Source organism: Legionella anisa (genome assembly GCF_001467525.1).
GTDB classification, from domain to species: Bacteria; Pseudomonadota; Gammaproteobacteria; order Legionellales; family Legionellaceae; genus Legionella; species Legionella anisa.
In genome coordinates this window covers 1-15,421 of the sequence record NZ_LNXS01000013.1, presented here as the reverse complement: position 1 = coordinate 15,421, position 15,421 = coordinate 1, and the positions used below count along the sequence as shown (strand labels likewise).

The following is a 15,421-nucleotide window of genomic DNA, read 5'->3' as shown; positions in this document are numbered from 1 at the left end:
AAATAAATTACACCCTATTCTACTCTACGCCAAGTGGTTCCGTTCGCCCCATCTTCTAACTCGATGCCACGACTTAATAAATCTGCTCTTATCTGGTCAGCACGCCCCCAATCCCGATCAGCACGTGCTTGAAGTCGCTTAGCAATTAATTGTTCTATTTCTACTCTGTCCTCTTCTGCAAACCCTGATTGTAAAAAAGATGCGGGATCCTCTTGCAATAACCCCATGATGTTAGCTAAGTGCTTCAATGTATTCAATAAAACAGGGGAGTTCTTTTTATTTACTTCATGACTAAGCTGAAAGAGAACCGATAATGCAATTGGCGTGTTAAAATCATCATTCATTGCTTGATTAAATTCATTAATCCAATGATTATCTAATTCATTATTCGTAATAACATGGTTGTCTTTTATTGTTTGATATAGACGAGTCAATGCTTTTTTAGCGTTAGCTAAATTTTCTTCAGAATAATTTAATGAACTACGATAATGACTGCTTAAAAGAAAATAACGCACAACTTCGGGATGATGTTTGGCTAAAACATCGGCAATAGTAAAAAAATTACCTAATGATTTGGACATTTTTTCATTATTAACTTGCAGCATTCCTACATGCAACCAATAATTTGCAAAAGGTTTTTCAGTAGCCGCCTCACTCTGGGCGATCTCATTCTCATGATGAGGAAATTGTAAATCCAATCCTCCCCCATGAATATCAAATTGCTCACCTAATTCACTCATTGCCATCGCAGAACATTCAATATGCCAGCCTGGACGTCCTTCACCCCAAGGAGAAGGCCAACTGGGCTCACCTGGCTTTGCCTTTTTCCATAAAACAAAATCCAAAGGGGAGCGTTTTTCTTTAACAATTTCAACTCGAGCTCCAGCGACTAGCCCCTCCAGATCTTTATGTGATAACTTACCATAGTCAGCGAAAGAATCGACTTGATAACATACATCACCATTCTCACTAAGATATGCATTCCCCTTCTCGAGTAACCGTTCAATTAACCGAATAATGCTACCTATATGTTCTGTAGCACGTGGCTCTACATCTGGAGATAAAATATTTAACGCTTTTGTATCCTCGTTCATTGCTGCAATATAGTGAGCAGTCAATTCATCTATGGGTATTGCACGTTCATGGGCACGTGCAATAATTTTGTCGTCAATATCCGTAATATTACGTACATAGTTCACATCATAACCTTGTGAGCGCAAGTAACGAACAATAACGTCAAAAGATACCATAGAACGCGCATGGCCTATATGACAATGATCATATACAGTAATACCACAAACATAGATACCAATTTTTCCAGGTGTAATGGAAACAAATGGCTCTTTTGTTCTGGTTAAAGAATTATATAAATGCAACATATCTGCCCCTTAGCTTAGGCCCCGAGTTTTCCCCAAGTATCCTTTAAGTCAACTACACGATGAAATGTACTAACACGTCCATCTTTTAATTCATTGACACAATAATATCCCAACCGCTCGAACTGAAACACCTCACCTAATTGTTGATTTGCTAAAGCCGGTTCACAATATCCTTGCTTTACTTGCAATGAGTTATGGTTTAAAAACTGGAAAAAATCATCTTCACGGCCCGGATTCGGATCATTAAATAGCCGATCATACTCCAACACCGTCACAGGATAGGCTTGCTCACAAGATACCCAATGAATGACGCCTTTAACCTTTCTATCCTCAGGATTCTTACCTAAAGTTTTTTCATCATAAGTACAACGCAACTCAATGATATTGCCTTGTTCATCATGTACTACATCATGACATTTAATCACATAAGAATGACGTAAGCGTACTTCAGCGCCAGGCGATAAACGAAAATATTTTTTAGGTGGCTCTTCCATAAAATCAGAGCGCTCGATAAAAATTTCTCGAGTAAATGGTAAGTCTCGTGTGCCTGAGTCTGGATCTTGTGGGTTATAAGCAGGCTTTAATAGTTCCCTTTTATCTTCAGGGTAATTTTCTATGACTACTTTTAATGGATCCATAACACATAAAGCACGTTTCGCTGTCCTGTTTAATTCGGCGCGGACACATTCCTCTAATATCGACATATCAATCACTGAATCACTACGTGATATTCCTATTACTTCGCAAAATTGACGAATCGCTGCAGGAGGATAACCACGTTTACGCATACCACGTAAAGTGGGCATTCGCGGATCATCCCATCCTGATACCGCTTTTTTTTCAACCAATGCTCGCAACTTGCGTTTTGAAGTCACTGTGTGTGATAAATTCAAACGCGCAAACTCCGTTTGTATTGGTTTTGCAGGTAAAGGTAAATTATCAACACACCAATCATATAGAGGTCGGTGGTCTTGAAATTCCAATGTACATAAAGAATGAGTAATTTTTTCCAAAGCATCAGAAATGGGATGCGCATAATCATACATAGGATAAATACACCATTCATCACCTGTACGTTGGTGAGATGCATGGCGAATACGATAGATTACAGGATCTCGCATATTCAAGTTACCTGATTGCATATCAATTTTTGCTCGCAACACATGAGCGCCATCAGGAAATTCTCCTGCTTTCATGCGAGTAAATAAATCCAAACTTTCTTCTATTGGTCTATTTCTGTAAGGGCTCTCCTTTCCAGGCTCTTGCAAAGTTCCTCGATAAGCACGAATTTCCTCCATGCTCAAACTATCTACATAAGCAAGATCTTTTTTAATTAACAATACTGCAAAATCATAGAGCTCATGGTAATAGTCTGAAGAATGAGTCATTCCATACCATTCAAAACCCAGCCAGCGAACATCTTCAATAATCGCGTTGACGTACTCCTCCTCTTCCTTGATAGGATTTGTATCATCAAAACGTAAATAACAAATACCACCAAACTCTTGCGCCAAACCAAAATTCAAACATATAGACTTAGCATGCCCTACATGTAAATATCCATTCGGTTCTGGAGGAAAACGAGTCACTACAGACTTATGTTTGCCACTAGCCAGTTCATCAGTAATCAGTTGTCTTATAAAATGAGCTCGTTTTTCAGTTAGTTCTATCATTCGATCTTTCCATCACTGTTTATTACTATGTCTGGGTAAAGGTAAAGGAGTAACCTGGTTTATCCATTTTGCCCCGTCTTTAGCTTTATCCAAAACGTTACATTATTTGCAGCAGGCCTCATTATTCTAAATTTTCATAACTTATACGGAATATTAATATAACCTATTGCCTATCATTTTAAATTATTATCCATAGCATGTCGCATGGAGTACATTAAGTCTGCACCAGCTTGCAACACATCACTATTGGCGTTGTAAGCATCTAGAATTCGCGTGATCAGAGCAGCGCCCACGATCACGCCATCTGCAAAATGAGCAACCTCCGCAGCCATTTCCGATGTTTTTATACCAAAACCGACCATTAAAGGAAGTGTAGTTTGCGCTTTTCGATGTTGATATTGTGATTTTAAAGACGAAACATCCAATGCATTAGAACCAGTAACGCCTTTTAAAGACACGTAGTACAAATATCCCTTGGCAAATTGGTTAATTAATGCCATACGCTCATCTGAAGTCGTAGGTGAGCACAGAAAGATACTGTATAAACCATATTTTTGCCAGACTTTAACTACCTCTTCACTTTCTTCAGGAGGTAAATCTACCAGGATAGTTCCATCTACGCCGGCTTCTACTGAGTGTTGTGCAAAAAGCTCATAACCAAAATGTTCAATGGGATTTAAGTAACCCATTATAACAACTGGAGTCTCTTGATCCTGCAAGCGAAACTCTTTCACCATATTCAATACAGTTTGACAATGCACATTCTGAGCAAGCGCACGCTCCATCGCTCTTTGGATAACCGGCCCCTCTGCCATGGGATCAGAGAATGGGATACCTAACTCTAAAATATCTGCTCCAGCTTTTACCAATTCATGCATAAGTTTGACTGTAACCTCAGGATTAGGATCTCCAGCAGTAATATAGGGACTCAGCATTTTTTTGCCATTAGCTTTCAGACGCATTAAAGTTTTGTCAATTCGGTTCATACAGTAATCCCATCAATTTGTGCCACAGTATGCATGTCTTTATCACCACGACCTGATAAATTCACAATAATATTTTGTTTCACTGACATTTTTTTAGCGAGTTTCATGGCATAAGCAACTGCATGGCTTGATTCAAGAGCGGGAATAATTCCTTCTACTCGTGTTAAGGTGCGAAACGCATTCAATGCTTCATCATCGTTAATTGCTTCATAAACCACACGTCCGGTGTCTTTCAAATAAGCGTGTTCTGGGCCTACTCCAGGATAATCAAGACCTGCTGAGACTGAATGAGTATCTTTAATTTGACCGTATTCATCGCAAAGTAAATAGGTTCGATTACCATGTAAAACCCCTGGGGTTCCAGCAATCAACGAGGCAGAATGTTCACCACTTTCCAAGCCTTTTCCCCCTGCTTCTACACCGTAGATAGCAACCGTCGAATCATTCAGAAAAGGATAAAATAAACCGATTGCGTTAGAACCACCTCCGACGCAAGCAACCAACGCATCAGGCAGTTGTCCTGTCTTTTCTAAAAACTGAGTCCTTGCTTCAATACCAATGACGGATTGAAAATCCCGAACCATCTGCGGATAAGGATGTGGACCTGCAACTGTTCCAATAATATAAAAAGTATTGTCCACATTACTTACCCAATCCCGCATGGCTTCATTTAACGCATCTTTTAATGTTCGTGATCCCGATGTGACTGGAACAACTTCTGCACCCAACAATTTCATGCGGTAAACATTGGATGATTGTCGTTTTATATCTTCAGACCCCATGTACACGACACATTCCAAACCTAATTTAGCAGCTACTGTTGCTGAAGCCACTCCATGCTGACCTGCACCTGTCTCGGCAATTACCCTAGTTTTTCCCATACGTTTAGCAAGCAGCGCCTGGCCTACAGTATTATTAATTTTGTGTGCCCCAGTATGATTCAAATCTTCTCGCTTTAAGTAGATTTGTGCACCACCTATTTCCTTGCTTAAACGTCGCGCATGATAAAGCGGATTAGGACGCCCCACATAATCTTTTAATTCAACATTCAGCTCCGCTAAAAAATCAGGATCTGTTCGATATTTTGCATAAGCTTCTTCCAATTGCTTTAATGCATGCATCAAAGTATCTGCTACAAAAATACCACCATAAGGACCGAAGTGTCCGCGCTCATCAGGAAGTTCTTTTTTGTTCATTCATTTACCTTAATTAACTTCTTAATCAATATACGATTAATTTAATAATTTCTGCATAAAACGGCTCATTTTGCCATGATCCTTAATTCCAGGCGATGCCTCAATGCCACTACATAAGTCTACAGCATAAGGCTGGCATAGTTTAATTGCATCGAGTACATTATACTCATTCAATCCGCCTGCCAATATGAAAGGCTTTTCTGCATTTTTTGGAATAATTTTCCAGTCAAAAGCACATCCGGTTCCGCCTCTAGCCGTCTCAGAAGGAGTATCCAGCAATAACGCCCGTGCTGTCATAAAGTCCTGCACCATCTGGTGAATATACTCTGCTGAGTCACAATGTATGGCTTTAATAAAAGGTTTATTAAATTGTTGGCAAAACTCAGCTGATTCATCACCATGAAATTGCAATAATTGAATTGGCAATTCCTCGATTATCTCATGAACAAAATCTCGTTCAGGGTTAACCAAAACGGCAACCGAGTCTACAAAGGCAGGCAAATCTTTTAATAAAACTTTTGCCTGCTCTATTGAGACACAGCGTGCGCTTTTTGGATAAAAGATCAAACCTATGGCATCAACACCCAGTTTTATGGCATATGCGATATCCTCATTACGCGTCATACCGCACATTTTGACTCGCATACGCGCCGTTTTCATTATTTCTCCGAAAGAAAAAAAGGCCCCAGACTACCCTGCAATATAGAAAATTCCTGCGGATAAGTCACTTGCACTAAATACAATCCATAAGCAGGTGCAGTTTCAGCACCCAACCTCCTGTCTTTTGCTTTGAGTACTTCATCTACCCAGGATACAGGATGTTTTCCTGATCCTACGGCAATTAACACACCAGCAATATTTCGTACCATATGGTGTAAAAACGCATTGGCAGTAATATCAATCATCACCAAATCACCCATACGATTAACCTGTAAATTATGGATATTTCGCATAGGCGTGTTCGATTGACACTCAACAGAACGGAATGAAGTAAAATCATTCTCCCCCAGTAAAACCTGTGCCGCTTGATGCATCAAACGATGATCTAATTGCCTGTATTGCCAAGTTACATTACTTCGCAGTAAAGCAGGTCGAATGGCACTATTATAAATAATATAACGATATCTTCTTGCAGTAGCAGAGTATCTTGCGTGAAACTCTTCTGGTAAATCCCGTCCCCATTTAACGCAAATATCTTTAGGTAGAAAAGAATTTACCCCATGAATCCAAGCACGAATGCTGCGCACTTTATTGCAGTCAAAATGAATTACTTGATTTGTAGCATGTACACCTGTATCTGTTCTTCCTGCACAAACCACAGAAACAGGGCAATCTGCTACTTTTGATAAAGCATGTTCTACGGCTTGTTGCACAGTATGCAAGCCTGTTTGTGCTTGCCAGCCATGATACTGGCTACCATCGTACTCAAGCACCAAGGCAATACGCATTGATTATTCCTGATAAAAGGGTCAATTTATAATACAGTATATGTTTTGTCTATACCCTAATATAATTGATTTTCAAGTTTATTAAATATTATAGCCATTTCTCTTGTTCTAAACTCTGCAATCAAAGATTGTTAAATCCCTTGTATCTCAGAGAATGTAATTTCTTTTACAAAATCATCTTATTGATTTAGCACATTTATTTATGATACGTTTCATGCCTCAATCAAATCATTGCCGCTAATTGTGCAAATCCTTCTATAATTATCATTGAGACTTATTATGAAATGGAATTTATTTTACTCAGCTACACTCACTTTATTTCTTGCCATCTGTAATCCATCGTTCTCTAAAAATATTAAAAATACCCAAAATGCCTTGCCACCTTCCATGTTCAACAGTCAAGGTAATTGGTTTATATCTCTTGGAGGAGGCGCTCAATTTCCCGATTTAAATTCCCATATGAACATAAATAATGGCTCAGGATTTCCAGAACCTTTTGATCAAGATCGTTATTCAATCACAAATGACAATGGAGGAGTAATTGCGGCATCTGCAGGTCACCGTTGGCAAAATAATAATTTCTGGTTTCCGTCCTATTCTTTGAGTATTTTCTGGCAATACTTTTTTAAAACCCATATCAACGGGGAAATAACACTATATTCCTTACCTGAATTTACTAATTACAATTACAATTTCGACTTTGTTTCTAATCTTTTATTAGCCTCTGGAAAAATTAATTTGTTTCAATATGGAATATTTTCCCCTTACATTAATGGCGGAATAGGAAGCTCTTTCAATAATATATCTAAGTATAGTGAAGAGGCATTTTCAGGAGTAACTCCTCGAGTTAGTCCTGGATTTAGGAACTCCAATACAAGTGAATTTGCTTACAATGTGGGTGCTGGGCTTGATATGCAAATCCTTCCTCAATTGATTCTCTCAGTAGGCTATATTTATCAAGATTTAGGCCCAATTTCCTCAGGTAATGGAGTTGATACATGGGCTGAACAATCATTAAATCCTGGCTCATATCGTTCAAATGAAGTTTTAGTCACTGCAACATATCTTTTCGGTAGAGAAAAAAGCTTTGTAAAATAAGAAACCAATGAGTGTAGATAAGAAGAAACAAAATCATCGCTAATTATTCGTTATAGCTTCGGATTATCTCTCTCATCTTCGCTACTCTCATCTATGTTTACATGAGGTATTTCCTGCTTAAACGAGTTTTTAAAATTTTCAAAGTTAAATGACTTTTCATTTTTATGAACATTCACTCGTTCCTCTAATTTAGCAGAAACCTTACTCAGTTTGACGTCAATATCTGATCCGTTTGATTCCTTAATAGCCTTATACAGTGCTCGCGTTACGCTCGATTTACCATCTGATAATGTAGAAATATAATCTCGGAGTTCATAGAAGCCAGTAAAATTTTGCCGTGCTAAATCTTGCAAATTAGCAATGTCTCTTTTATGTGTTTTTGGATCAAGATAGATTAGAACATTTTTAACGGTTTCCATAACTTTTGCTACTTGCATTTCACCTTCTAATGTATGAATTGCTCGCTCTTTACTTCTAATTTCTTCTCCTAGTTTCACAAGTTGCTGTTTTTCCTGATTTGTCGGAGCACGAGAAACTCGTTCATATTCTTCTACCTCCTTCCATGTTGCTGGCTCCATATTGAATTCATCAGGGGCATTTGGATCAATTTCATCCTTCATTTTATATGTGTCTGGCACCCATTTTTTTGTCGTCTGAATTTCGTAAAAGGTATCCTTTAACGCTCTGACCTGCTGCTCCAAATCGTGCAACTCAACACCAATCCTCTCAATCTGCAGCAATTTTTGCTCAATTCTACTTTTTTTCTCTTTCATGATAGTACCTCCATGTATACCATTTTAAAAATATAGTACATTTATAACTAAAAATGATTCTATAAACCAAATTATCAGTCCTTGCGGAAGGAAAACATAAGGAGGTAATTGAATCTGAAGGATTTTCACCAGTCATTAGACATAATGTATATGACGCTTTCTAGTTAGAGAATTGAGACAAATATTAAGACTTTCCATGAATCTCATCAATTAAGCGTTGTGCTTCTGCTTTTTGTGACTTACTGCCGTGCTCCATAACTTCATTTAAAGAATTGAGTGCGGACTCTATATCTTCCATTCCTATATAGGTTTTAGCAAGCGCCAAAAGTGTATCTAATGCTTTTTGGCTCTTTAACTTAGAAAGTTTTTTACTTTCATCATCCTTCTGTGTTTGCCCTACTTCAGTAGGCGCAGGCATAGAAGGAGTGAAGTCCAGACCATGCTCCTCATCGCTTATTTGCTCTTGAGCATTATCTTCTTTCGTGGTCGACTTCTCAGTAAGTAAATAATGTAGACCCGATTCAAATTCCAATAAATTATCTTCCTCATGTTTATCTCTTAAAGGGCTTTGCTCTTCATTAATTTGAATAGAGGGTTCATTTTCCTCGTCAGTCGGTATTATTTCCAATAATGACTCTTCATCTGTTACTGTGAATTCAAGAGAGGTGTTTTCTGTAGAATCATCAACAGGCTCTATATCCATCTTCTCTATTGGAGAACTAACTAAATCGGGTTTTAATTCTGATTCAACATCCAATCCAGGTTCAGACTTAAATTCAAACTCAGATTCTGACTGGGACTCTGGCTTTAACTCAGGCTCAGGTTTTAACTCAGACTCAGGCTTTAACTTAGGCTCAGGTTTTAACTCAGGTTTAGGTTTTAACTCAGGCTCAGGTTTTAACTCAGGTTCAGGTTTTAACTCAGGCTCAGGTTTTAACTCAGGTTCAGGTTTTAACTCAGGTTCAGGTTTTAACTCAGGTTCAGGTTTTAACTCAGGTTCAGGTTTTAACTCAGGCTCAGGTTTTAACTCAGGTTCAGGTTTTAACTCAGGTTCAGGCTTTAACTCAGATTTAACTACTTCTATTGGCTCTTTCCTTACTAACTCTTCTTTTGGACCGGTAGATGGTTGAATTAAAGCAGGATAAGATGCTATTGGAGTAGAAGATCCCGTTGCTGTTGGTGATTGTTTTTTTCTTTGATCACGTTGTTTAAAATAATAAAATGCGGCAACACTACCTCCTCCAGCAACGAGCAATAATATGAGTAAAGTCCAAAAAACATCCGATTTATTAGATATGTTCGTTGAGCCGCTTTGCCCTGCAATTGCCATGCGTTCTTTCATTAAAGTTTGAATTTGATTACGCATCAATTGAAGCTCTTTATCGCGTACATCCAATTGTTTTTGTAACTTTTTATTTTGTGCCTGTAACAAACTCAATTGTTCTGTTAATAGCGCATTCGACTCCCGTAAAGAATCTACAGCAGCAGTAGTAATAGATATTTCAGCTTTGAGCGTCCTGCTTTGTTCTGTGCTTACTTGCTTTTCTAATAAGGGTATTGAACTGGGGATAATAAATCCTGGTAGTTTTTGGTTCGGCATAGAAGTTACAGCATCAGGAAACTTTGGAGCCGGAGCTATTTGTGAATACTCAACAGGAGTTGCGTGGGATGCTTGCCCTGTTATATAAGGTGGGGCCAATACATGGTTAATCGATGTTTTTTCATTCCAGGCCTTATCATGAGCCATTACCTCTACCGTAGCTAAATCAGCAGGAACCTCTAAGAACTTTTTATCAGAAGGAATTTTAAGACGAGTTCCTGCTTTTAATCCATTCAAATTTCCATCAATAAATGCATCAGGATTGGTTCCCACAATTGCAAGTACAATTTGCGGTAAAATTGCCTCAGAAGTTTTATATCGTTGTGCAATTTGCCATATACTTTCATTAGATGCTGCAGGTCCATAAATTGCTTTTTTCTTTTGTCCAGAAGGCACTACTTCAGCAGTAGCAGCTGCTGTTTTTTGATGATAATTAGTAAATTTTCTCTGATAAGTTAGGCCGCTTTGTGCAATTGTATTCGTTAATTTATAACCAGGAGGATCCAACAATACCGTATAAACTTTAAAAATTTGTCCTTTAGGCCACGTTAAATCGACAATAAGCTGCATATAAGGCTCAGTCATTCGTTCTTTGGAATAAACTTCCAAAACGAATTTTCCTTTTTTATTTTTTTTAATGTCCAAAAAAAGAATGCTTATTGCTTCAGAGCGTTCAACGCCCAAACTTTTATAACTTTGTGGATCAGCAAGTTCCACTTTAATATTGGATAAAGAAACTTCGTGCGCATCAATTAATTCAATTTCAGCAAGAAAAGGTTGATTCAGGGCTGATTCCACTTTCATTTCACCTAAGCCAAGCGCGTATGCACATAATGGCAAAGTAAGTGAAAATAGAGATGAAAACAAAGCGGTTTTTTTCAATCAGAGCCCTCCATGCCCTATGAGGTTGAAGACATGTTAACTTAAAAAAGCTAACATTATTTACCTATCTATTCAAGCAATTAGAGCTTCTATAAGCATTTTACCTGTTAAATTAAAGGTTAATAGAACATATTAGTTCTATTGTTAAATACATTGCACAATTTTGATAAGCACACGTGCAATAAAGAGTATTGCAAATGAATCATACAAAAGCCACCTCCAGTTTTGCACCAACTAAAACTTCACCCTGAATACCTAAAATTTCCAGAAAAAATGAGCTTCCCATCAAAGAAAGAATGATTAATAATAGAATTAATTGTTTATCGAAAAAAATTAGGATAAAAATCATGGAATTTACTAAAATTAATCCGCTTGCTCTAGCAATATCTATTAGTATTTTATCAGCGATCGCTTCATTTTTTATGGGTCTAGCAGCTTTTGTCCTTTATACGGGAAAACCCATAGTAGCCATGGTTGGAAGTATCTATCTTTCATATAATCCCTCTATGGCTAATGCAGGTCTTGGTGCAGCTATAGTGCTTATGAATACTTTTGTTAGTAGTTATGTTGCTGCTTGGGTATATAACTTTTTACTCGATTACATTAGATAAGTGTCGGCTCCCGAGTATCGTGGTTTGCAACACCATGATAACTAGATGCGGCATAACATTCTTCAATAGAAATAAAGTCAAACCAACAAGTCTGCAGCAACATTAATGTCTTGTATCCCATTTCAACATTAGTGGCGAGCAATTGTTCTACGATTAATTCTAAATGTTCATGTTGATGCAATGCTGGTTTTGACTTAGGTTTTTCCTTACACATTTTGGCAAACATTGTCTGAAACTGTTCTTCTACCATTTTAGGTACTGTCGAATTACCATCAAAAATACGATGATCCGCACTGATGGATACCGGCAACATATCTTTAGGCTCAAATGAATCTGTTTCTTTTTGCCAAACAGGTTTTCGCTCCACTTCCATTATAGTAAATCTCATTGCTTCAGTTTTGCGAAGAGGAGCCATGGATTGGGTATAACCAAAAACACCAATATTACTTAGTGTGATATAAGGAGTTCCTGCGAGTGGATAAGGATAAGTGTTATAAGCATATTCATAAACCATATCTTTCATAAGTTGTTGAACACGTGGATTTGTTTTTTCTAGTTGCTCACGTTTTTTGTAACAGTAAACCATCATATTCACAATGTTGCGAATTTTTGTGGACAGCTCATAAAAACTAAGATTATGACAATTTTCAAAAACAATCGTACCTAAATGATCACCACATCCTGGCAACATGACTACCAAACCAACATAGGCTTCTTTGGTTTGAAAGATTGTTCTAAAACTTAAGTAATTTCTATGATGATCAGATACTGTCATCCAGGAACTAACAGCCTGCAACATCAAAGTAGTCAAGGTCTCTGCAGCAAATTTTTTATTAAAAAAATCGAGGCAAGAGATATCAATACTAAACTGCCCTGTCATGGTTGGATCACTTGGACCATCCCACTGGGTCATAAATACTTTTCGAATCGGGGTCATTTCAACTTGCCGATTTGACTCAGCATAATTCTGGACTCGGGGTAATACCTCGTCCGCAAATTCTATGAAATTTTTCCAATTCTCACTGGGTTCGAGATTTACTTTTTTTAGTTGCTCTGTATGCTTTTTATGTAGTGATTCTTTAAAATGAATAACCCCTTCAACACCCAATAAAGCACAAACTGAAGACATATACTTATATTGCATAAAAATATTGGTTATCAACTGCTCTTCCAGATAAGCAATTTTAGGTTTGATTTCATCAACATTTGGCATGCCAATATCACGATATAAATCTGCCTCACATACATGACGATGTTCGTCCTCAAGAATTGTTGTGAATACCCTTGGAGCGATACCATAACGATGTAAACTCTCAAAAATCTCCTCAATCCAGCCTTCGCCAATAAGATTCAGCAACATAATCGCTACTTTGGGACAACTTTCATTACGAATAAAGTTACAAATGATTTCAATATGAGGACTGTATGGAGGTGGAGAAGCATAAGGAGCACAGAGCATATAAACAATTTTAGTGAAAACTAAACCATGAAATATTTCGTCGAGTAATTGTTGACGCATGCGCTTTCTATATTCAACAGTTGACATTTTTGATTCAAATTTAAGAGGAATTTGAACTGCTAATACTTCAAGCTGTGCTAAAAGAGAAAAAGTGTAAATATAAAAAAGTTTATCGGATTTAAGCTCAAAAGGTAAGCCATCGCAAAATAACTCATTTATTCTATTTTTTATGAGTTGTTTCTCATCTGCAGTAATCTTGTTCCACCCTTCTAAAATCCATTTTTCAGCACCCCAAGATGGTCTAAGTAATTCAGTAAGTTCATCCACGATATTTACCATAAAATCAAAGGTTTTTCAGTATAGACATAGCAAGCGTATGAGTCAATCATACTTTATAGCAAAACTATTTGCTCATATAATTTTACATTTCTATTAAGTGATCGGTTGCTCGTATTTAGGTCTGCTCCTATTTCGTTAGCTCGAGATTCTCGGTGCATACACGGTATATGTAAACATCCGAGCGCAGAAAATCAGAACAATTTGACCATGAGAGTAGAAATAGAAATCGTAATGATGAATAATGAAATTAATCATTAGAAAAACAATAGGATAACTATCATGAAATTTGGCAAAATAGATCCAATTTCTTTAGGAGTATCTCTTGGCGCCCTATCAGGGATATCTACTTTTTTTATGGGATTGATGGTGTTACTTTTTAATAAAGGGAAACCTTTTAGTGGTATTATGGGAACAATATATTTTAACTATGATCTTTCCTTTATCCAATGTTTACTCGGCGGAGTGGGCATATTTATTAGTACCTTCATTACGAGCTATCTCATTGCCTTGGCCTACAATTTTATGGATAAACAGCTTAGCAACAAGGCACTAGCGAATAAAGATAACTCATAACAAAATCAGCATCTAATTTAGGGTCTGTTTACATTTCGCTAGTACCGAGAGTTTTAGATAATTATTCTAGACTCCATGAATTCTGTTGCATTACCGCAACCTCTAATTCATAATTACAACCTTTGATTTCTTCTGGTTAGCTATGTCAGCATCATTGATTGATGGAAAGGCTGTTGCCTCTCTTCGTAGAGAAGAATTAAAACACCATGTGCACGATTACGTACAAATGAAACATCGTGCCCCCGGCCTTGCTGTTGTTCTCATAGGCAATGATCCTGCTTCCACTGTGTATGTAGCCAATAAGCGTAAAGCGTGTGCTGAAGTGGGCATTACCTCTCATTCTTATGACTTACCCGAAGAAACAACCCAGGATGAATTAATCCGGCTTATTGATGAGTTAAACTCCTCTGATCGAATTGATGGAATTCTCATTCAGTTACCATTACCCAAAAACATTAATGAACGTGTCATTATTGAACACATCAAACCAGAAAAAGATGTTGATGGTTTTCATCCTTATAACTTGGGACGACTCGCTCAACGCAATCCATTATTACGCCCATGTACACCTCTTGGCATAATGAATTTATTAGAACACTATCAACTTGAAGTTAAAAGAAAACATGCTCTTGTCATTGGTGCATCGAATATTGTTGGTCGTCCTATGAGTTTAGAATTACTTCTTGCTGGGGCAACAGTCACCATAGCGCATAAATTCACGCAACAATTAGAAAAATTAGTACATATAGCCGACCTTGTCATCATCGCAACAGGCAAAATGGATGTGATTAACACCGAGTGGCTTAATAAAGAGCAGATAATTATAGATGTGGGTATCCATCGCTTGGCAGATGGCAGTATCAGAGGCGATATAGATTTTAAAAAAGCGGTAAACAAAGTTTCATGGATTACACCTGTGCCAGGAGGGGTAGGTCCGATGACTATAGTTACGTTGCTTGAAAATACATTAAAAGCTGCAATTTTAGAGAAATAAAATACAAAAATTAGCCTGGTTGCTTGCAACTGTCTCTTGATCACATCTATGCCTACGCCCCGCGGACAAGCCCTGAGAGATCCTCACAAAATTTAACCAGGAAACCTATTCTATAGTTTACGGTGATGTTTAAAAGGCTGTCATCCCTGCGCAGGCACACTACTATCCGGTAAAAATTTTGCTCTCCTGCAATAGGTAATGTCCCTAAATTTTTTTTGTAGGCTCTTCCGCATTCATCTGGGCACATCACTTAATCTTGCTTCGATCTGCTCCCTCTCCCACGCAAGGAATTTGAATAGTAAGATACTGTTCTTCGCGGGAAGAGAGTTGGGGAGAGGGGATGTCAAGAATCGGTTAATGTGCACAAGATGGCCTCAATAACCGACGCTGTTTGTTGTAGTACATCATTG

At 37.7% G+C, this 15,421-nt stretch carries 13 protein-coding genes; 4 read left to right on the top strand and 9 right to left on the bottom strand.

Going from position 1 to position 15,421, the window contains the following annotated elements; all coding sequences use genetic code 11:
- Positions 1-14: 14 nt before the first annotated feature.
- From cysS to truA, 6 genes are all read right to left on the bottom strand, one after another.
- Positions 15-1,379: a cysteine--tRNA ligase gene (cysS, locus tag Lani_RS03830; protein ID WP_019233156.1), complete on the bottom strand. Its 1,365-nt coding sequence runs from the start codon at positions 1,377-1,379 to the stop codon at positions 15-17.
- A gap of 14 nt (positions 1,380-1,393) precedes the next feature.
- Complete coding sequence (locus tag Lani_RS03825; protein ID WP_019233157.1) at positions 1,394-3,052, bottom strand: glutamine--tRNA ligase/YqeY domain fusion protein; 1,659 nt, start codon at positions 3,050-3,052, stop codon at positions 1,394-1,396.
- Between the two features lie 173 nt (positions 3,053-3,225).
- The gene (trpA, locus tag Lani_RS03820) at positions 3,226-4,038 is read right to left on the bottom strand and encodes a tryptophan synthase subunit alpha (protein WP_019233158.1); all 813 of its coding nucleotides are present in this window, start codon (positions 4,036-4,038) and stop codon (positions 3,226-3,228) included.
- Complete coding sequence (gene trpB, locus Lani_RS03815) at positions 4,035-5,234, bottom strand: tryptophan synthase subunit beta (protein WP_019233159.1); 1,200 nt, start codon at positions 5,232-5,234, stop codon at positions 4,035-4,037. The genes trpA and trpB overlap by 4 nt, the downstream gene beginning before the upstream one ends.
- 36 nt (positions 5,235-5,270) lie before the next feature.
- Positions 5,271-5,894 carry a phosphoribosylanthranilate isomerase gene (locus Lani_RS03810; protein ID WP_019233160.1) on the bottom strand — a complete coding sequence of 208 codons (624 nt, stop codon included), beginning with the start codon at positions 5,892-5,894 and terminating at the stop codon, positions 5,271-5,273.
- Positions 5,894-6,682, bottom strand: coding sequence for a tRNA pseudouridine(38-40) synthase TruA (gene truA / locus Lani_RS03805; RefSeq protein WP_019233161.1), 789 nt, complete (start codon positions 6,680-6,682; stop codon positions 5,894-5,896). Before truA ends, Lani_RS03810 begins: the two co-directional genes overlap by 1 nt.
- A gap of 279 nt (positions 6,683-6,961) precedes the next feature.
- Between truA and Lani_RS03800 the strand changes: the two genes are divergently transcribed.
- The gene (locus Lani_RS03800) at positions 6,962-7,780 is read left to right on the top strand and encodes an outer membrane protein (RefSeq protein WP_019233162.1); all 819 of its coding nucleotides are present in this window, start codon (positions 6,962-6,964) and stop codon (positions 7,778-7,780) included.
- A 50-nt stretch (positions 7,781-7,830) separates the two neighbouring features.
- On the opposite strand, the gene Lani_RS03795 is transcribed toward Lani_RS03800, so the two are convergent.
- Both Lani_RS03795 and Lani_RS03790 read right to left on the bottom strand, forming a co-directional pair.
- Positions 7,831-8,553 carry a hypothetical protein gene (locus Lani_RS03795; protein ID WP_019233163.1) on the bottom strand — a complete coding sequence of 241 codons (723 nt, stop codon included), beginning with the start codon at positions 8,551-8,553 and terminating at the stop codon, positions 7,831-7,833.
- A 184-nt stretch (positions 8,554-8,737) separates the two neighbouring features.
- Positions 8,738-11,035 carry a FimV/HubP family polar landmark protein gene (locus Lani_RS03790; protein ID WP_019233164.1) on the bottom strand — a complete coding sequence of 766 codons (2,298 nt, stop codon included), beginning with the start codon at positions 11,033-11,035 and terminating at the stop codon, positions 8,738-8,740.
- Between the two features lie 347 nt (positions 11,036-11,382).
- Here Lani_RS03790 and Lani_RS03785 point away from each other — a divergent pair, with 347 nt between their 5' ends.
- The gene (locus Lani_RS03785) at positions 11,383-11,646 is read left to right on the top strand and encodes a hypothetical protein (RefSeq protein ID WP_019233166.1); all 264 of its coding nucleotides are present in this window, start codon (positions 11,383-11,385) and stop codon (positions 11,644-11,646) included.
- Here Lani_RS03785 and Lani_RS03780 read toward each other — a convergent pair.
- Positions 11,639-13,432, bottom strand: coding sequence for a 2-oxo acid dehydrogenase subunit E2 (locus Lani_RS03780; RefSeq protein ID WP_019233167.1), 1,794 nt, complete (start codon positions 13,430-13,432; stop codon positions 11,639-11,641). The two genes, Lani_RS03785 and Lani_RS03780, sit on opposite strands and share 8 nt — an antisense overlap.
- Positions 13,433-13,723: 291 nt before the next feature.
- On the opposite strand from Lani_RS03780, the gene Lani_RS03775 reads away from it, so the two are divergent.
- On the top strand, positions 13,724-14,017 hold the full coding sequence (locus Lani_RS03775; RefSeq protein WP_019233168.1) for a hypothetical protein: 294 nt from the start codon (positions 13,724-13,726) through the stop codon (positions 14,015-14,017).
- Positions 14,018-14,159: 142 nt separating this feature from the next.
- A complete protein-coding gene (gene folD / locus Lani_RS03770; RefSeq protein ID WP_019233169.1) occupies positions 14,160-15,011 on the top strand; it encodes a bifunctional methylenetetrahydrofolate dehydrogenase/methenyltetrahydrofolate cyclohydrolase FolD in 852 nt (283 codons plus the stop codon).
- Positions 15,012-15,421: the final 410 nt, after the last annotated feature.